The organism is Croceicoccus sediminis (assembly GCF_007570835.1).
GTDB lineage: Bacteria > Pseudomonadota > Alphaproteobacteria > Sphingomonadales > Sphingomonadaceae > Croceicoccus > Croceicoccus sediminis.
In genome coordinates this window covers 425,007-442,785 of record NZ_SUNC01000003.1, presented here as the reverse complement: position 1 = coordinate 442,785, position 17,779 = coordinate 425,007, and the positions used below count along the sequence as shown (strand labels likewise).

15 protein-coding genes and 1 tRNA gene are annotated in these 17,779 nt (G+C 64.1%); 13 read left to right on the top strand and 3 right to left on the bottom strand.

Annotated elements, in window-relative coordinates; genetic code table 11:
- Positions 1–166 precede the first annotated feature (166 nt).
- From lgt to FAX90_RS12720, 5 genes are all read left to right on the top strand, one after another.
- On the top strand, positions 167–1,042 hold the full coding sequence (lgt, locus tag FAX90_RS12740; protein WP_144097764.1) for a prolipoprotein diacylglyceryl transferase: 876 nt from the start codon (positions 167–169) through the stop codon (positions 1,040–1,042).
- 10 nt (positions 1,043–1,052) lie between these two features.
- Positions 1,053–2,132, top strand: coding sequence for a class I SAM-dependent methyltransferase (locus tag FAX90_RS12735; protein WP_240704897.1), 1,080 nt, complete (start codon positions 1,053–1,055; stop codon positions 2,130–2,132).
- Positions 2,133–2,313: 181 nt separating this feature from the next.
- The gene (gene petA / locus FAX90_RS12730) at positions 2,314–2,883 is read left to right on the top strand and encodes a ubiquinol-cytochrome c reductase iron-sulfur subunit (protein ID WP_144097763.1); all 570 of its coding nucleotides are present in this window, start codon (positions 2,314–2,316) and stop codon (positions 2,881–2,883) included.
- Between the two features lie 12 nt (positions 2,884–2,895).
- Complete coding sequence (locus tag FAX90_RS12725) at positions 2,896–4,170, top strand: cytochrome b (protein ID WP_144097762.1); 1,275 nt, start codon at positions 2,896–2,898, stop codon at positions 4,168–4,170.
- 25 nt (positions 4,171–4,195) lie between these two features.
- Positions 4,196–5,029, top strand: a complete 834-nt coding sequence (locus FAX90_RS12720) for a cytochrome c1 (RefSeq protein WP_144097761.1) — start codon at positions 4,196–4,198, stop codon at positions 5,027–5,029.
- A 97-nt stretch (positions 5,030–5,126) separates the two neighbouring features.
- Here the strand turns inward: FAX90_RS12720 and FAX90_RS12715 are convergent, their stop codons facing one another.
- The gene (locus FAX90_RS12715; protein ID WP_144097760.1) at positions 5,127–5,477 is read right to left on the bottom strand and encodes a putative quinol monooxygenase; all 351 of its coding nucleotides are present in this window, start codon (positions 5,475–5,477) and stop codon (positions 5,127–5,129) included.
- Positions 5,478–5,634: 157 nt separating this feature from the next.
- Here FAX90_RS12715 and FAX90_RS12710 point away from each other — a divergent pair.
- Positions 5,635–5,708 (top strand) — tRNA-Gly (locus FAX90_RS12710).
- Between the two features lie 23 nt (positions 5,709–5,731).
- Here FAX90_RS12710 and FAX90_RS12705 read toward each other — a convergent pair.
- Entirely contained in the window at positions 5,732–6,352 is a 621-nt protein-coding gene (locus FAX90_RS12705) for a TetR/AcrR family transcriptional regulator (RefSeq protein WP_144097759.1), read from the bottom strand.
- A gap of 95 nt (positions 6,353–6,447) precedes the next feature.
- Here FAX90_RS12705 and FAX90_RS12700 point away from each other — a divergent pair, with 95 nt between their 5' ends.
- The 4 genes from FAX90_RS12700 (at position 6,448) to FAX90_RS12685 (ending at position 13,943) form a co-directional block, all read left to right on the top strand.
- The gene (locus tag FAX90_RS12700; protein ID WP_144097758.1) at positions 6,448–7,623 is read left to right on the top strand and encodes an efflux RND transporter periplasmic adaptor subunit; all 1,176 of its coding nucleotides are present in this window, start codon (positions 6,448–6,450) and stop codon (positions 7,621–7,623) included.
- A gap of 3 nt (positions 7,624–7,626) precedes the next feature.
- Positions 7,627–10,839 (top strand): efflux RND transporter permease subunit, encoded by a 3,213-nt coding sequence (locus FAX90_RS12695; RefSeq protein WP_144097757.1) that lies wholly within the window; start codon positions 7,627–7,629, stop codon positions 10,837–10,839.
- Complete coding sequence (locus FAX90_RS12690) at positions 10,836–12,281, top strand: efflux transporter outer membrane subunit (protein ID WP_144097756.1); 1,446 nt, start codon at positions 10,836–10,838, stop codon at positions 12,279–12,281. The genes FAX90_RS12695 and FAX90_RS12690 overlap by 4 nt, the downstream gene beginning before the upstream one ends.
- 387 nt (positions 12,282–12,668) lie before the next feature.
- Positions 12,669–13,943: a DUF3422 domain-containing protein gene (locus tag FAX90_RS12685; protein ID WP_338080284.1), complete on the top strand. Its 1,275-nt coding sequence runs from the start codon at positions 12,669–12,671 to the stop codon at positions 13,941–13,943.
- Positions 13,944–13,948: 5 nt separating this feature from the next.
- On the opposite strand, the gene panC is transcribed toward FAX90_RS12685, so the two are convergent.
- Positions 13,949–14,809: a pantoate--beta-alanine ligase gene (gene panC / locus FAX90_RS12680; RefSeq protein WP_144097755.1), complete on the bottom strand. Its 861-nt coding sequence runs from the start codon at positions 14,807–14,809 to the stop codon at positions 13,949–13,951.
- 100 nt (positions 14,810–14,909) lie between these two features.
- On the opposite strand from panC, the gene FAX90_RS12675 reads away from it, so the two are divergent.
- The 3 genes from FAX90_RS12675 to pgmG all read left to right on the top strand — a co-directional run bounded on the left by FAX90_RS12675 (position 14,910) and on the right by pgmG (position 17,505).
- Entirely contained in the window at positions 14,910–15,734 is an 825-nt protein-coding gene (locus FAX90_RS12675; RefSeq protein WP_240704896.1) for a division plane positioning ATPase MipZ, read from the top strand.
- A complete protein-coding gene (locus FAX90_RS12670) occupies positions 15,731–16,021 on the top strand; it encodes a J domain-containing protein (protein WP_240704895.1) in 291 nt (96 codons plus the stop codon). Before FAX90_RS12675 ends, FAX90_RS12670 begins: the two co-directional genes overlap by 4 nt.
- Positions 16,022–16,092: 71 nt before the next feature.
- Positions 16,093–17,505, top strand: coding sequence for a phosphoglucomutase/phosphomannomutase PgmG (gene pgmG / locus FAX90_RS12665; RefSeq protein WP_144097753.1), 1,413 nt, complete (start codon positions 16,093–16,095; stop codon positions 17,503–17,505).
- The last annotated feature ends 274 nt before the right edge of the window (positions 17,506–17,779 follow it).

The following is a 17,779-nucleotide window of genomic DNA, read 5'->3' as shown; positions in this document are numbered from 1 at the left end:
TGGGTCTTATATGGGCAGCGTCACGGCGCAAGGGAACCGGCAGCCGACGTTACGCGATGACCTTTGTTCAGCCCCCTACCATCGCAATGCTCCCTGTGCCAAAAGCGCGCGCAATACGCCGGGGTTCCTGCCGGCCAAGACGGAAAGTTGTAGTCAATTGCTGGAAATGCTTGCTGCCGCCGCTCAGACGGCAAACGCCCCGATCCACTGGGCCGATCTTGGGCTGAGGCCGGGAATCGACCTCGGCTTCTTCACGCTGCGCTTTTATTCGCTGGCCTATCTGGCCGGTATCGTCATGGGCTACTGGCACCTGACCCGGATGCTGAAACAGCCCGGTGCGCCGATGGCGCAGCGTCATGCCGAAGACCTGTTCTTCTGGTGTACGCTGGGCATCATCCTTGGCGGGCGGCTCGGCTATGCCACGTTCTACGAACCCTCGCTCTGGGCCCATCCGGACCAGCTGGTGCAGCTGTGGAACGGGGGGATGAGCTTCCACGGCGGGGTCATGGGCGTGCTTCTGGCGATCGCGTGGGTCGCGTGGCGCAACAAGCTCAATTTCATCCGCATGTGCGACTACATCTCGGTCAACGTCGCCTTCGGGATGCTGTTCGGGCGGCTTGCCAACTTCATCAACGGTGAACTGTGGGGCCGCCCCACCGACGTTGCCTGGGGCATGGTCTTCCCCCGCGCCGGACCGCTGCCGCGCCATCCCAGCCAGCTCTACGAAGCCGGGCTGGAAGGGCTCGCCATGATCGTCATCATGCTCTCGCTCTTCTGGTTCACGCGGGCGCGCTATCGCCCCGGTTTCCTTGTCGGCGTCTTCACCGCAGGGATCGCGCTGGCCCGTTTCACGGTCGAATTCTTCCGCGAACCCGATGCCCAGCTTGCCGAATTCGCGGCCAGCACCGGCCTGTCGATGGGCCAGTGGCTGACCCTGCCGATGATCGCGGTGGGCGTGGGTATCGTCATCTGGTCGCTGATGCGCCCCGCCATCGGGCAGGCCAAGGCTCCGGCTGCCGATCGGGCCGCCGATCCGGCCTGAGGGGCGGGTCATGGCCAGGCGCGACCTTTCGGACCATTTCGCCGACCTGATTCGCAATTTCGGGCCGATCCCGCTTGCCCAGTACATGGCAGAGGCGAACGCCCACTATTACAGCGCGCGCGACCCGCTGGGCGCGGCGGGCGATTTCATCACCGCGCCCGAAATCAGCCAGATGTTCGGAGAGATGATCGGCGGCTGGCTGGCCGATTTCCGTGCAAGGGGCGTGGCCGCGGGCCTGCCCGACGCGGCGGCTGCGACCTATGTCGAACTGGGGCCGGGGCGCGGCACGCTGGCGCGCGATGCGCTGCGCGTGCTGGGCATGACGGGCGGGGTGCCGCGCGTGCATCTTGTCGAAGGATCGCCTGCCTTGCGCGGCGCGCAGGGCGACCTGCTGGCGGGCGCGACGTTCCACGACGACGTTTCGACCCTGCCCGAAGACCGGCCGCTGCTGATCGTCGCCAACGAATTCTTCGATGCCCTGCCGATCCGGCAACTGGTGCGAACGGCCGAAGGATGGCGCGAGATGACGGTGGCGCTGGCGGGCGACCGATTCGTGCCCGCGCCTGGTGACAAGCCGATGGACGCCGCGGTTCCGCCGGACCTGCGTGACAGCGCCGAGGGCACTTTGATCGAGACCTGCCCCGCCGCAACGGCGATCATGCGGGACCTCGCCGAACGTGTCGCAAGGCAGGGCGGGGCGATTCTCGCCATCGATTACGGCCACCTTGGCCCACGCACCGGCTCGACGTTCCAGGCCGTGGCCCGCCACGAACGGGCCGATCCCTTCGAAAAGCCGGGAACCGCGGACCTTACCGCCCACGTCGATTTCGCCGCCCTGGCCGAGGCGGCGCGTGCCGGCGGGCTAGTCGTGGACGGCATGGCGGGGCAGGGGCCGTTCCTGATGGCGCTGGGCATCGGACAGCGCGCAAGTGCGCTGGCACGCGCGAATCCGGCGGCGGCAGGCGACGTTCTGGCGGCGCTCAAACGGCTGGTGGACCCCGATGCCATGGGCGATCTGTTCAAGGTTATCGCCCTTCGCAGCGCCGCATGGCCCGAAGGTGCAGGCTTCGCAGATGCGGAAACAGCGTAAAATGCCTGTTGGAAATTTCGCGTACCGTGTCTATGAGGCGCGCCAAGACGGGTCCTGCGCGGGGCGAATTGCCTCGTGCTGTCACGATTCCGTTCGGGTCCGGAGGCGGGCAGCTTTCCGGAAAGTCTGAAAACCTTCCTGCCCGGTATTCGCCGGGCGGCCAGATCAGGGATGGCCACGCATGGCAGAGGCTACGATCGACAACACCGCGGTTGCGGATGGCGATGAAGGTGGCGTTCGTCGCCGCGATTTCATCGAAATCGCTGCGGTAAGCTTCGGAGGCGTGGGCGCGCTCGCGACGCTCTATCCCCTCATCAGCCAGATGGCGCCGTCCAAGGACGTGCTCGCCGAAAGCTCGACCGATGTGGACATCTCCGCGATCCAGCCCGGCCAGGCCGTGAAGGCCGTCTTCCGCAAGCAGCCGCTTTTCGTGCGCCGCCTGACGGAAAAGGAAATGGCAGAGGCGAACGCCGTGGATATCTCCACGCTGCGCGATCCGGCAACACTGGCCGAAATGACCAAGGAAGGGCATGAAGACATGCTCATCACCATGGGCGTTTGCACCCACCTCGGCTGCGTTCCGCTGGGCGCGGGCGAAGGCGAAGTGAAGGGCGAATTCGGCGGCTATTTCTGCCCGTGCCACGGCTCGCACTACGATACCGCTGCACGCATCCGGAAGGGTCCCGCTCCGTTGAACCTGCAGGTTCCGGAATACGAGTACACCTCCGATACCACCGTCACAGTCGGCTGAGGATAAGAGACGATGAGCTTCCCCTGGGCGAACCAATACCAGCCGACGAACCCGTTCATGCGGTGGATGGACGAGAAGCTGCCGCTTCCCCGTTTCGTCTACAACGCCGTCGGTGCCGGATACCCGGTCCCGCGTAACCTGAATTACTGGTGGAACTTCGGCGTTCTCGCCGGCTTCTGCCTGATGATCCAGATCGTCACCGGCATCATCCTTGCCATGCACTATGCGCCCAACGCGCTGGTCGCATTCGATTCGACCGAGCACATCATGCGCGACGTCAACTGGGGCTGGATGATGCGCTATGCCCACGCGAACGGCGCGTCCGCGTTCTTCGTCGTGGTCTACATCCACATCTTCCGCGGCTTCCTGTTCTCCTCGTACAAGGCGCCGCGTGAAATGATCTGGCTGCTGGGCGTGGTGATCTTCCTGCTGATGATGGCCACCGCCTTCATGGGCTACGTGCTGCCGTGGGGCCAGATGTCCTTCTGGGGCGCCAAGGTCATCACCGGCCTGTTCGGCGCGATCCCGCTGGTCGGCGAACCGCTTCAGATCTGGCTGCTCGGCGGTTTCGCCCCCGACAACGCCGCGCTGAATCGCTTCTTCTCGCTGCACTTCCTGCTGCCCTTCGTGATCCTGGGCGTGGTCATCCTCCACATCTGGGCGCTGCACATCCCGGGTTCGTCGAACCCCACGGGCGTCGAAGTGAAGCAGGAATCGGACACGGTTCCGTTCCACCCCTACTACACCGCGAAGGACGGTTTCGGGCTTGCCGCGTTCCTCGTGATCTACACCGCGTTCGTGTTCTTCATGCCGAACGCGCTGGGTCACCCGGATAATTACATCCCGGCCAACCCGCTCTCGACCCCGGCGCACATCGTTCCCGAATGGTACTTCTGGCCGTTCTACGCGATCCTGCGCGCCTTCACGTTCGACTTCTTCTTCGTGCCCGCAAAGCTGCTCGGCGTGCTTGCGATGTTCGCAGCCATCCTGGTCTGGTTCTTCCTGCCCTGGCTCGACAACTCGCCGGTCCGTTCGTCGCGGTATCGCCCGCTGATGCGCAAGTTCTGGTGGTTCGGTTTCGTGCCCGCCATGGCCGCGCTGTTCTACCTGGGCGGTGCCCCGGCCGAAGAACCCTACGTCATGTTCAGCCAGCTGGCTTCCGCGTACTACTTTGCGCACTTCCTGATCATCCTGCCCATCGTGTCGATGATCGAGAAGACGAAGCCTCTGCCGAACTCAATCACTGAAGCTGTGCTCGCCAAGAACGGCGCAGCAGCAGCCGAATAACCGGCCGGAATAGGGAAACAGACAAATGGTCCGTCTTATCGGTATCCTCGTCGGCATCTTCTTCAGCGGCTGGCTCCTCGTGACTCTCGCGGTCGGTTTCTTCACCTGGGCGAGCGAGCCCAAGGTGGAGACGGCAGAGCACGTCTTCCACAAACATCCCAAGGCGCTGCACCTTGCCAGCGACGGTCCCTTCGGCCACTTCGACCTTCAGCAGGTCCAGCGTGGCTACAAGGTCTACAAGGAAGTCTGCTCGGCCTGCCATTCGCTGCGCCACGTCGCTTTCCGCGATCTGGAACAGCTGGGCTACACCGAAGCGCAGGTTAAGGCCGAGGCCGCGACCTGGATGGTTCCGGGAATCGATCCGGTGACGGGCGAGGACACGATGCGTCCGGGCCTGCCGACCGATTACTTCCCCAAGCCGTACCCCAACGACGTCGCCGCACGCGCCGCGAACAACAACGCGATCCCGCCGGATCTTTCGCTGATGGCGAAGGCTCGTCACGACGGTGCCGCCTATGTCTATTCGCTGCTGACCGGCTATCAGGAACAGCCCGCGGCCCTGCTCGAGGAATTCCCCGAGGCGAAGACCCCGGACGGCCTGCACTACAACCCGTACTTCGCAAACCTGAACCTCGCCATGGCACCGCCGCTGTCCGACGGGCAGGTGGACTTCGACGACGGATCGCCGAACGATCTCGATGCGCTGGGGCACGACGTGGCCGCGTTCCTGGTGTGGACGGCAGAGCCGACGCTGACCAAGCGTAACGCGACGGGCTGGCCGGTGGTGCTGTTCCTCGTCTTCCTGACGGTTCTGGCCTACCTTGCCTATCGCAATGTCTGGCGGAACAAGGAGCACTGAGCTTCCTGACGCGAAAGCGAACACGAAAAGGGCCGCCGGATCGAACCGGCGGCCCTTTTTCTTTGCGCTGTTCCTGCCTGGCGCGGCGCCGTCTCGTTCAGCGCGTGCGAATTCCGAAGATCTCTTCCGCGATAATCCCGTCGTTGCCATAGATGTTCTGGCTTCCGGTAACCGCATGGCAAAGCACTTCGGCCCCCGCGATACCCGCATCCTCCAGGTGCCCGCCCATCGCGCGATAGGGTTCATCGTTGAGGTGCGCGACAAGGTCCTCGACCGTTTCCCATCGTTCGAAGACGAGGATCGTGTCCGGCCTGTCGGGATAGATCGCCCAGTCGTAGGCAAGGCAGCCCTTCTCGGTGAGGGCGGCATCGATAAGCGCAGTCGCGCTCAACACCGTGGGTGCGGCGTCGCCTTCCATCCGGATCCAGCCCGCGACGATTACCTGCATCACTTCTCTCCCACTTTCGCACCCGCACCTGCGGGCCCTTCAGCGTGCTAGCGCGGCAGGCAGGGGAGAGAAAACTGGCGTAAAGAGAAGGGGGCGATGCAAGAAGGCGTTGACGAAATGGCCCCAGCAATGGCAAGCGCAACGCCGCACGCGATGAGCGGGTATAGCATAGTGGTAATGCTCTAGCCTTCCAAGCTAGCTAGAGGGGTTCGATTCCCCTTACCCGCTCCAATCTTTCCGAACGATCAGCCGGCCTATTCGTCCTGCACCAGCCCCGCGCCGCGCAGGAAGAATTCGACGCGAAAGGCGATGCCCGCCTCGTCGACGATACCTTTCATACCGTGCGTGATCGCCTGGTTCTGCATATCGGCGACCATCAGACCCTGGAACATGTCGGCCAGTTCCGACGGGTTTCCCGTGAACCGTACCCCTTCGTCTTCCCATTTACGCAACGCCTCCTCGATCGCGTTGCGGCTGCGCTGTGCGGTGGTGGAAAAGAACTTGCGGGCGAAATCCTCATCGCGGATCGAATGGGCGATGACGATCCGGACAAGCGCCACCGCCTCGGGATCCAGGTGCAAGCGGTAAAGTTCGTGCGCGATTCGCGACAGGGCGGTCGCGGCGTCGGGTTCTTCCGAAGCGATCTGGCGCACGATGTCCTCTCCGGACGTGACTTTGGCAAAGACCACGGCGTCCAGCAGGCCGTCCTTGTTGCCGAAAAGCTTGTAGATCGTGGACAGCGAGCCGCCCGCCTTGTCGACCACGTCGCCAAGCGTCGTCTGCTCGTATCCCTTTGAAATAAACAGCTCGCGGGCGGCATCGAGAACCGCCTGTCGGCGTTTGTCGAGCCTGCAGGTTTCGGAAATCTTATTCATCGGCTGGAAATCTTCTTCGAATCGTCTTGCTGCTGCAACGTGTAATGCCTATTACACCTTCGCAACTGCACAATACCTTTGAAAGCCCTTTCGTCATGAGAGCCCTTCTGGCCGGCGCCATCGCCTTGCTCCTCACCGCATGTTCTTCCGCCGACGAGGCCGCTGCCCCTGCCGCGGTTCCCGTCCGTACGATCACGGTCGAGAAAACCACTCTGCCGAACGTGATCGAATTGCCCGGTCGTGTCGAGCCTGTGCGAACAGCCGAAGTGCGCGCCCGCGTGACCGGCATCGTGCAGCGCAGGCTTTACGAGGAAGGCACCTGGGTCAGCGCCGGACAGCCGCTGTTCCGCATCGATCCGCGCGAACTGCGCGCCAGTTACGCCCAGACGCAGGCCAGTCTTCAGCGTGCGCGGTCGACCGCGGCCAATGCCCGCGCCGTCGTCGATCGCTATCGCCCGCTGGTCGACGAAGACGCGATCAGCGCGCAGGAATACGACGCCGCGGTCGCCGCCGCCCGGCAGGCCGAAGCCAGCGTTGCCGAAATCCGCGCCCAGCTGGACGCGGCAAGCCTGCAGCTTGGCTATACCACCGTCCGTGCCCCGATTTCCGGCCGCGCCGGCCGCGCGCAGGTTACCGAAGGCGCGCTGGTCAGCCAGGCGGAAGGCACGCTACTGACGAAGATCGAGCAGACCGAACGCGTCTATGTGACGTTCAACCAGTCGGCGAGCGAGCTTCTGGCCGTGCGCAACGGGATCGATTCAGGCGACATCGACTACAAGGAAGGCGAGCTTGTCGAAGTGCGCCTGACGTTCTCCGACGGGGAGGAATACGACGTCCCCGGCTATATCGACTTCCTCGCCTACTCGGTCGACGAGGAAACAGGCACTGTCGAACTGCGCGCGGAGTTTCCCAATGGCAACGGCGTCCTGCTGCCCGGCGAATTCGTGCGGGCCCGCATCCTCGTCGGCTCGATCGCCAACGGCATCGCCGTTCCCCAACGCGCGGTGCAGGTCAATCAGAACGGCGGTTCGGTCTTTGTCATCGATGCCGATGGCCTGGCCCAGCTACGTCCGATCCAGCTCGGCACGATGATCGGGGAGCGGTGGGTGGTGAAAAGCGGCCTGAAGGAAGGCGATGTCGTCATCGTCTCCAATCTCCAGAAGATCCGCCCGGGCGCGCCGGTAAAGCCGGTTGAAGCCCCGGTCGGCAACAAGAAGCCTGCCGCAAAGGCGACCAAGCCCGAAGACGCCGCACCCGCCGGGGCGCAATAAGCCATGGCCCGTTTCTTCATCGACCGGCCCATTTTCGCCTGGGTCGTATCGCTCGGCATCCTGCTGGCGGGCGTCCTTGCGTTGCGCACTTTGCCGGTGGAACAATATCCGCAGGTCGCGCCGCCTTCACTGACGATCTCGGTCGTCTATCCCGGCGCCGATGCCGAAACGCTGGAAAGCAACGTTACCCAGGTGATCGAGCAGCAACTGAACGGGGTGGAGGGCTTCCTCTACATGTCCTCTTCCAGTCTTTCGAACGGCACGGCCAGCATCACCCTGACGTTCGAGGCGGGGACCGACATCGATATCGCGCAGACCGACGTACAGAATCGGCTCTCCACGGTTGAGGCGCGCCTGCCCGAAGCGGTGCGTCAACAGGGCATCAGCGTGCGTCAGGCCGAAACCGGCTTCCTGATGATCGTCGCACTCACGTCCGAAAACCCGGACATGACGGCGACCAACCTTGGCAATATCGCCTCGGAGCGTGTCGTCGACGAATTGCGCCGGGTGAACGGCGTGGGCGACGTGATGCTGTTCGGTTCGCAATATGCCATGCGCATCTGGCTCGATCCGCAGAAGCTGGCATCGTACGACCTGGCGCCGGCCCAGGTCCTGGCCGCGGTGCGCGAACAGAACTCGCAGAACGCCAGCGGCGCGATCGGCGACCTGCCAACGGTCGAGGGGCAGCAGATTACCGCGACAATCTCCTCCCAAGGACGGTTCAGCACGGTCGAGGAGTTCGAGAACATCATCCTTCGCGCCAATACCGGCGGTGCCGTCGTGCGGCTTGCCGATGTGGCGAAAGTCGAACTGGGCGCGCAGGACTATTCCGTCTCGACCGAATGGAACGGTAAACCCATGGCCGGCATGGCCGTGCAGCTTGCCACGGGGGCCAACGCGCTGGACGCGGCGGCGGGGGTAAAGGCGCGCCTTGCCGAACTGGAAAACGCGCTTCCTCCCGGTGTCAGCTGGGCCATCCCCTACGACACCACGCCGTTCGTACAGGCCTCGATCGAGGAAGTAATCAAGACGCTGATCGAGGCGATGATCCTCGTCTTCCTCGTCATGTACCTGTTCCTGCAATCGTGGCGGGCCACGGTGATCCCCGCGCTCGTCGTTCCGATCGCACTGGCTGGGGCCTGCCTTGGACTGTGGCTGTTCGGCTTTACGATCAACGTGCTGTCGCTGTTCGGCATGGTGCTGGCGATCGGCATCCTGGTCGACGACGCCATCGTCGTGATCGAAAACGTCGAGCGGATCATGCGCGAGGAAGGGCTTGGTCCGCTACAGGCGACGCGCAAGGCGATGGATCAGATCACCGGCGCGATCGTCGGCATCACGCTCGTGCTTGTCGCGGTGTTCCTGCCGATGGCGTTCTTTCCGGGATCGACCGGCGGCATCTACCGCCAGTTCTCGGTCACGCTGGCGATCTCGATCTTCTTTTCCGCGGTTCTTGCCCTTTCGCTGACGCCCGCGCTCTGCGCCACGCTGCTGAAGGCAGATGACCACGGGGGCGAAGGCCTGTCCGACACGCCGCCGCAGGGTGAGGGATGGCGCGGCAGGCTGGCCGTACTGCAATGGCGCGCCAAGCGCCTGCTGGGCCGGTTCAACGTCTGGTTCGACAAGATGACCGGCAAGTACGTCGGCGCGAACGACCGGATCCTTGCTGCCCCGATGCGGGCGCTGGCCGTGTTCCTGGCGTTGGGCGCGGTGACGCTGCTGCTGTTCATGCGCCTGCCGACCGCGTTTCTTCCCAACGAGGACCAGGGCTACCTCATCTCCATGGTCCAGTCCGCGCCCGGCTCCACGCAGGAGCGACTGAACGAATCGATCGAACCGATGGAAGCGTTCTGGACGGCGCAGGAGGAGACCCAAGACATCATCGTCGTGCGGGGCTTCAGCTTTTTCGGCCAGGGGCAGAGCAACGCGATAATGTTCACGACCTTCAAGGACTGGAGCGAGCGGACCGCGAGCGAAAGCAGCGCCGAATCGCTGATGGCCAAGGCCACCGGCGTGTTCTCCCAACTTGAGAACGGGATCGCCTTCGTCATCCAGCCACCGCCGATCCCGGCGCTTGGCGAGGCCAGCGGATTCACGATGAAGATCGAGGACCGCGCCGGCCTTGGCCGCGAGGCGCTGCTCGACGCGCGCAACCAGCTGTTGGGCATGGCATCGCAAAGCCCGCTGATCGCGAACCTGCGTCCGGAGGAACAGGGCGACAGCCCGACGCTCGACATCGACATCGACCGGCTGCAGGCGCGTGCTTTGGGGCTGTCGATGACCGACGTGAACAACGCGCTGTCGATCAACTTCGGTTCGGCATACGCCAATGATTTCAACTACAACGGTCGGGTCCTGCGTGTCCTGATCCAGGCCGATGCATCCCATCGCATGACGCCCGAAGACGTGCTGGCCCTGCGCATTCCGAACGCGTCGGGCGAACTGGTGCCGTTCGGCGCATTCGCAGACGTGGAATGGTCGGCCGCCCCCGTCAGCCTGGCGCGGTACAACGGATATCCGGCGATGACGCTGTCGGGCATGGCGGCGCCGGGCGAATCCTCGGGCGCGGCGCTCGCCGAAATGGAACGGCTGGCATCGCAGCTCCCCACCGGTATCGATTTCGAATGGACCGGCGTGTCGTTCGAGGAAAAGCAGGCCGGGGGCCAGATCGGCATGTTGCTTGGCCTTTCGGTGGTGGTCGTCTTCCTGCTGCTTGCCGCGCTTTACGAAAGCTGGTCGGTGCCGCTGGCGGTCCTGCTCATCGTGCCGATGGGGGTTCTGGGCGGCGTGCTGTTTTCGATGGCGCGCGGTCTTTCGGCGGACGTTTATTTCAACGTCGGCCTGATCACGATCATCGGGCTTGCCGCGAAAAACGCGATCCTGATCGTGGAATTCGCGATCGAGGAAGAGGCAGAGGGCAAGTCGCGGATCGATGCGGTGAAATCTGCGGCGCGCCTGCGCCTTCGGCCGATCATCATGACCTCGCTCGCCTTTACCATGGGCATGGTCCCGCTCGTCCTTGCCAGCGGCGCAGGTGCGGCCAGCCGCATCGCGGTTGGCACCGGCGTGATGGGCGGCATGATCGCGGCCACCGCGATCGGCATCTTCATCATCCCCGTGCTTTATCTGATCGTCCGCAGGAAGCTGAGCAGGAAAAAGCCGCACGCGGCGGGCCATCTGAACGAACCGGCGGCGGACGGAAAGGACCCGGCATGACGATCCGCGCAAAGGGCGGCCTGCTGCTTGCCGCCGCCACGCTGGCCCTGTCGGGCTGTGCAAACTTCGCCCCCGATCACGTGCGGCCCGAATTGTCGAGCGCGCCTGCCTATGGCGGCGATCTGGCGCCTGACGGGTCGGTTACCGCGTCGCAGCTTTCGTATCGGGACTGGTTCACCGACCCCCGGCTCGACGCGCTGATCGCCAGCGCCCTCGCCAATAACCGCGATCTGGTCGCCGCGACCGCCCGGATCGAACAGGCCCGCGCGCAATATCGCATCCAGCGCAGCGACCGGCTGCCCGGAGTCGTGGCCGACGGCAGTGCGACGCGCACGCGATCGGGGACGGCGAATTTGGGCGGTCCGGACAGCGCGTCCAATACCTTCAACCGTTATGACGTGGGCGTGGGGGTCACCGGCTTCGAGCTCGATTTCTGGGGCCGGGTGGCCAACCTGTCTGAGGCAGCGCGGGCGCAATACCTGTCCACCGTCGCCGCGCAGCGTTCGTTCTACCTCTCGCTGGTGCGCGATACCGCGAACACCTATTTCGCGATTCTCGAAACCGAAGAACAGATCGCCCTCGCCGAGGCGACCGCGCAAAGCAGGCGCGAGGGGCTGCGTATCGCAAAGCGCAGGCTCGATGCCGGAGTCACTTCGGCCCTGCCGTTCCGCCAGGCGGAAACCCTTCTGACGCAGGCGGAACAGCAACTGGCGAGCGAAAAACTGGCTGCGGCACAGCTTCGCAACCAGCTGGCCGTGCTGGTCGGCGGGACGATCCCCGCCGACCTTCCCGAAGGCCGTGCGCTGACCCAACAGCTCGATGCGGGGCGGCTGGACGCGGGTCTGCCGTCCGATCTCCTGCTCGCCCGTCCCGACATCGTCGCGGCGGAAGAACAGCTTCGCGTAGCGCGGGCCAATATCGGCGCGGCGCGGGCGGCGTTTTTCCCAACGATCTCGCTCACCGGCAGGGCCGGGTTCGGTTCGAGCGACCTGGGCGACCTGTTTTCATCGGACAACCTGGGGTGGAGCTTTGGGCCCAGCATCTCGCTGCCGATCTTCGACTTCGGCGCGCGCGAGGCGAACCTCGACTTCGCCAGGGCGCTGGAAGTGGAGGAAGTGGCTAACTACGACCTTGCCGTGCAGAACGCCTTTCGCGAAGTCGCCGACGCGCTGGCCGCGCGACGCTATCTTGCCGAACAGGTCGCAACGCTGGACCGTGCCGTAACCGCACAGGAAAAGATCGCCCGCATCGCCCGCCTGCGATACCGCGAAGGTGTGGCCGACTATCTCGAAGTGCTGGATGCCGAACGCAACCTTTTCGAAGCGCGCCAGACCCTGATCGCGACGCGCCGGGCCGAATTGCAGAACCGCGCGACGCTCTTCGTGGCGCTGGGCGGAGGGTTCGGAGCACTGCCCGCGGACGAAGGACCGCTCGGTGACTGAACGAATGTTCCTGTGGCTGAAACCGCGTAGCTGTTGCCTTCGGGAAAGATAGGCGCGATCAAAGGGTTGGGAGGGGACTTCCCTCCTTTGTGACGCGTGGAACGCGGAGGCCGTTCACGAACTGCGCTGTCGCAAGGCGCGCGATGCCGGGCCGTTTGCCTTTTCGGCAAGGACGGTTTCGGTGTCGCGCGTCATTGCCACGGAGACGCGGCGGCGGCTGACCTGTTGCAGCCGACCGCCGCGCCCATCCCCTAATGCCGAAATGCATCATCCTTTCGTGCGGGGTGCCACAGAACCGGCTTCTGAGGCAGAACCTGTCCGTGCTAATGCAGACTGCGGGGCCAACCGGTTGCCGCCGCGCAATGTTCTTGGACGGGGCAAGATGCGATGATGCGTAACGAACACGAGCTGCGAAAATCGGTCGTTGCCGAAATGCACTTGCGGCGCTGGCCGCAGTTGCAGCCGGGCATGACCGTGATCCAGATCCTGCGGCAGGTCGCCGCCGAGGACCGTGATGCCGAGCAGGATGCGCTCAGCCGCCTGCCCGATGGTGCCGGTGTGCAGCCGTCTCCCAATCCGCGCCATGTTCAGGGCACGTTGGGCGAAGGGGTCGCCTTCGGTTGGGAACGCCATAGCGAGGCAAGTGCGACGACGCTGTTCATCTCGCGCGGGGCGGAGGCGGCGCTCGACCCGCAAGGCGACGCCGCGGTGGCCCGCGCGCTGGACTGGGCCGACGGCCTGCCGGGAAAGATCGTTCGCGCCACCCGCATCGCCATCGTTGCCGACACGGGCGAGGCCGATGACCTGCTGCCCCGTTTTGCCTTCGAACCGCTCGATCTCGTCAGCTGCCGGATCGCAGGCGGGGCGCGGATCTGGTCGGACTTTCGCTTGCGCGAAGACGGGTTCGGCGCGGTGCTGGTGGCGGCGAACGCTCTTCCGCCGGGCGACTTGTCGCGCACGGTCCAGCGGCTTCAGGAACTGGGCAATTATCGCAATATGGCGCTGCTCGGCCTGCCCGTGGCGCAGGCGGGGTGGAAGGTTCTGGACGCGATCGAGGCGGAACTGGCCAGCCTTGGCGCCCGCGTCGCACGCAGCGACGTCTCGGACGACGAACTGCTGAAGCAGGTGACCGACCTGTCGATGCAGTTGATGACGCAGACCGCGTCTTCCGATTTCCGCCTCAGCGCGACAGAGGCCTACGCCGTTCTGGTGGAGGAGCGGCTAGAAGACTTGTGTATCGAGCCGGTGCCCGGTTTCCAGTCGCTGGCCGATTTCACCCAGCGCCGCTTCCTGCCCGCGATCCGCACTTGTGCCGCGCATCGGCGGCGGGCCGAAACGCTGGCGGCGCGCACGGCGCAGTTCGTGTCGCTGTTCCGGACGCGGGTGGAAACGCGGATCGAGAACCAGAACGGGCGGCTGCTCCATTCGATGGAGAAGTCGATTTCGACGCAGCTACGCCTGCAGCACCTTGTCGAGGGGCTCTCGGTCGTGGCGCTGAGCTATTATGGCATCAGCCTCCTCGCCTATATGCTGAAAGGCGCCGAAAAGCTGGATCACGACATTCCCTCGGGCGTGATCATCGCCGTCCTGACCCCGTTTGTCGTGGCCGCGATGTGGCTGGGCATCCGGTCGATGAAGCACCGCATCCTGCACCGCGACTAGGGCCGTCAGGTCACCGCCATGTTGTCGATCAGCCGCGTGCCGCCGATGCGTGCCGCAACGAACAGGCGGGTATCGTCTCCCGGTTCGTCCAACAGTTCGATCGACGCGGCATCGCGCAGTTCGGCATAGTCGATACTGTCGAACCCGCCCGACAGCAGCCGCGCCTTCAGTTCTTCCAGCACACCTGCGGCCGGATCGCCGATTGCCAGCTTTTCGATCGCATCGCGCATGGCACCGGGCAGGACGGCCGCCGCGGCGCGCTGCCCCGGCGAAAGATAGGCATTGCGCGAAGACATGGCGAGGCCGTCCTTCTCGCGCACGATGGGCACGCCGATGATTGCCGCTGGCATGGGGGCATAGAGGTCGAGATCCCGTGCCATGCGGCGGATGACGGCCAGTTGCTGCCAGTCCTTTTCGCCGAAAAGAGCGATATCGGGCGCGACCTGGTTGAAAAGCTTGCAAACCACGGTCGCCACGCCGTCGAAGTGGCCGGGCCGGTCCGCACCGCAAAGCCCCGCGCTTACGCCCTCTACCGAAATGTTCGAGGCATAGCCTTCGGGATACATCTCTTCCCGTTCGGGCGCCCACAAAAGGTCCACGCCTTCGGAGATCAAAAGCTCGCTGTCCCGCTCCAGCTGCCGGGGATAGGCGTCAAGATCCTCGTTCGGGCCGAACTGCTTCGGGTTCACGAAGATCGACACGGCAACGATTTCCGCCAGTTCGCGCGCGCGTCTTACCAGTGTCAGGTGACCGTCGTGCAAGGCCCCCATCGTGGGCACCAGCGCCAGTCTTGCCCCCCTGCCGGCGGCACGGCGCAGGGCGGCGGTCGTCTCCCGTAGTGGATTGAGCGCGCGGATCGTTTGCATGAACTTCAGCCCTTCCGGTAAACTGCCCGCAAGCTGTAGCGTCCGCCCGCCGTTGGGCAACCCGGCAATGCCGGCGGCGCACTATTGAATGCGAGGACAGATGACCAATCCGCACAAGATCGTGTTCGCGAACGAGAAGGGTGGAACCGGCAAGTCGACCACTGCCGTCCATGTCGCGGTGGCCCTTGCCTATCAGGGTGCGAAAGTCGGGGCGATCGACCTCGATCCGCGTCAGCGCACCTTCTATCGCTACTTTGAAAACCGGCTGGAAACCGAAAAACGCCGCGAAATCGAACTTCCCGGCGCTGCGGTCGGCGTGTTCGGCGGGCCGAGCATCGAGGTGCTGGACGACATGGTCGCGGAAATCAGCGAGGGGCTGGATTTCCTGATCTTCGACACGCCGGGCCGCGACGACAAGTATGCCCGCCACGTGGCGACACAGGCCGATACGCTGGTCACGCCCCTGAACGACAGTTTCGTCGACTTCGACCTCATCGGGCAAGTCGATGCCGAAACGTTCAAGGTCAAGAAGCTGTCGTTCTATGCCGAACTGATCTGGGAAGCCCGCAAGAAGCGCGGCCTTGCCACCGTCAACGAAGGCAAGCGCGAGATGGACTGGATCGTGCTCAGGAACCGCGTCCAGCATGTCGAGGCGCGCAATATGCGCCGCATCGACGAGGCACTGACCGAACTGTCGCGCCGTGTCGGTTTCCGCGTCGCACCGGGCCTGTCGGAACGCGTCATCTACCGCGAGCTGTTCCCTTCGGGTCTCACCCTGCTCGACAAGGGGCACCTGGGCGATCTTGCTACCAGCCACCTCGTCGCGCGGCAGGAACTGCGCGCGCTGGTCAAGGGGCTGAACCTGCCGATGCCTGCCGCCACGCCCGGACAGGGCAAGGCCGATGCCGTGGATCAGGCAGCATGATGAAGTTCGTCATCCTCGTCCTGGTGGCGGGGATTGCCTTCCGAATGCTGTTCGGAACCTGGCCCTGGCAGATGTTCGCCGAATCCGAGAAGAGCCAGAGACGCGCGCAGGCCCGCACTTTGCTGGGCGTTTCGCGCGATGCGAGCGCGGAGGACATCCTCTCCGCACATCGCCGCGCGATCAAGAACGCGCACCCCGATCGCGGGGGATCGAGCGACGCGGTCCATGCGCTCGACGATGCGCGTGACTTGCTGCTGGAACAAAGTCGGCGCAAAAACGAATTATAGGTAGTGGCGTTCCGGCGCGGCGGACTGCCGTGTAGGACGGCCACCGTACCATCACGACCGAAAGGCCATCCATGACCCATACCTTCGACCCGACCGTCCTGCGCGAATACGACATTCGGGGAATTATCGGAGAGACGCTCGGCCCTGACGACGCCCGTGCCATCGGGCGCAGCTTCGGCACGTTGCTGCGCCGCGCCGGGGGCAGCAGGGTGGCCATCGGGTATGACGGGCGCGTATCCTCGCCCATGCTGGAACACGCGCTGTGCGAAGGGCTGACCGCTACGGGATGCGATGTCGTGCGTGTCGGCATGGGGCCGACGCCGATGCTGTATTACGCAGAGGCGTCAGCCGAAGATGTGGATGGCGGCATTCAGATAACTGGCAGCCACAATCCCCCCAATTACAATGGCTTCAAGATGGTATTTCAGGGGCGGCCGTTTTTCGGGGCCGACATCCTCGAGATCGGGGCCATGGCCGCCGCCGGGGACTGGATCGACGGGGCCGGTTCGGTCGAGAGCCGCGAGATCATGGCCGAATATATCGAGCGTCTGCTCGAACCCATCATCGGCCTCGACGCTGCCGGGAAGGATCGGCTGTCCACTCTTCGGATCGGTTGGGACGCGGGGAACGGCGCGGCGGGGCCGGCCATCGAAGACCTGGTCGCCAAGCTCCCAGGGGAGCACTTCACCCTCTTTACCGAGGTCGACGGGAATTTTCCTAATCATCATCCTGATCCTACCGAGGAGAAGAATCTCGCGGATCTCAGGGCACTTGTCGCGGAGAAGAACCTCGACTTCGGACTGGCTTTCGACGGCGACGGCGACCGCATCGGTGCGATCGACGGGGAAGGGCGCGTCATCTGGGGTGACCAGCTCCTGATGATCTATGCCGAGGATCTCCTCAAACTCGTCCCCGGCTCCACCATCATAGCGGACGTGAAGGCCAGCCGGGCGCTGTACGACCAGATCGCCGCGCATGGCGGCAAGCCGCTGATGTGGAAGACCGGCCACTCGCTAATCAAATCCAAAATGAAGGAAACTGGTGCGCCGCTGGCCGGAGAGATGAGCGGGCACGTCTTTTTCAAGCACGAATACTACGGTTTCGACGATGCGCTTTACGCCGGTGTCCGCCTGATGGTCGCCAGCGCGCGGCTGGAAAAGTCGGTTACGCAGCTGCGCGGCGAGATGCCGGACATGATCAACACCCCCGAAATGCGCTTTCAGGTCGATGAAAGTCGCAAGTTCGCGGTCATCGACGAAGTGAAGGAACGGCTTGCCGACAGCCCCGACGACGTCAACGCAACCGATGGCGTTCGCGTCACCAACGACGACGGCTGGTGGCTACTGCGCGCGTCGAACACGCAGGACGTCCTGGTGGCCCGCGCGGAAAGCGACAGCGAGGCCGGGCTCGAACGCCTGATGGCGCAGATCGATGACCAACTGGCGAAATCGGGCCTCGAACGCGGGCCGCAGGCCTCTCATTGAGATCGTTCACTTCGCGCGGACCTGAATAGTGATTCGGGTCCGCGTGCAGCGTCCGGTCCTTGGCAAGCGCGTTTTTTGGCTAAATCGTTCAGTACTTTAGTCCAACATGAAAAATGATTCAGGTTCTAAGTCCCTGAACCGTCACGTTAATTGATACTGTTGCAAAAAAGGAAACCTCACTAGCGAATTTTGCAGTTGCGAGATGGTGCGCTGCAGTGCACAAAGAACCTGCCTTTCAGGCATCCTCTCCCAAAACTTAATGGCCCGGTCGGCT

Bases quoted from the DNA above. Each gene is read 5' to 3' on its own strand.
- lgt (WP_144097764.1), top strand. From the start codon at position 167: ATGCTTGCTGCCGCCGCTCAGACGGCAAACGCCCCGATCCACTGGGCC.
- FAX90_RS12735 (WP_240704897.1), top strand. From the start codon at position 1,053: ATGGCCAGGCGCGACCTTTCGGACCATTTCGCCGACCTGATTCGCAAT.
- petA (WP_144097763.1), top strand. From the start codon at position 2,314: ATGGCAGAGGCTACGATCGACAACACCGCGGTTGCGGATGGCGATGAA.
- FAX90_RS12725 (WP_144097762.1), top strand. From the start codon at position 2,896: ATGAGCTTCCCCTGGGCGAACCAATACCAGCCGACGAACCCGTTCATG.
- FAX90_RS12720 (WP_144097761.1), top strand. From the start codon at position 4,196: ATGGTCCGTCTTATCGGTATCCTCGTCGGCATCTTCTTCAGCGGCTGG.
- FAX90_RS12715 (WP_144097760.1), bottom strand. From the start codon at position 5,477: ATGCAGGTAATCGTCGCGGGCTGGATCCGGATGGAAGGCGACGCCGCA.
- FAX90_RS12705 (WP_144097759.1), bottom strand. From the start codon at position 6,352: ATGAATAAGATTTCCGAAACCTGCAGGCTCGACAAACGCCGACAGGCG.
- FAX90_RS12700 (WP_144097758.1), top strand. From the start codon at position 6,448: ATGAGAGCCCTTCTGGCCGGCGCCATCGCCTTGCTCCTCACCGCATGT.
- FAX90_RS12695 (WP_144097757.1), top strand. From the start codon at position 7,627: ATGGCCCGTTTCTTCATCGACCGGCCCATTTTCGCCTGGGTCGTATCG.
- FAX90_RS12690 (WP_144097756.1), top strand. From the start codon at position 10,836: ATGACGATCCGCGCAAAGGGCGGCCTGCTGCTTGCCGCCGCCACGCTG.
- FAX90_RS12685 (WP_338080284.1), top strand. From the start codon at position 12,669: ATGATGCGTAACGAACACGAGCTGCGAAAATCGGTCGTTGCCGAAATG.
- panC (WP_144097755.1), bottom strand. From the start codon at position 14,809: ATGCAAACGATCCGCGCGCTCAATCCACTACGGGAGACGACCGCCGCC.
- FAX90_RS12675 (WP_240704896.1), top strand. From the start codon at position 14,910: ATGACCAATCCGCACAAGATCGTGTTCGCGAACGAGAAGGGTGGAACC.
- FAX90_RS12670 (WP_240704895.1), top strand. From the start codon at position 15,731: ATGATGAAGTTCGTCATCCTCGTCCTGGTGGCGGGGATTGCCTTCCGA.
- pgmG (WP_144097753.1), top strand. From the start codon at position 16,093: ATGACCCATACCTTCGACCCGACCGTCCTGCGCGAATACGACATTCGG.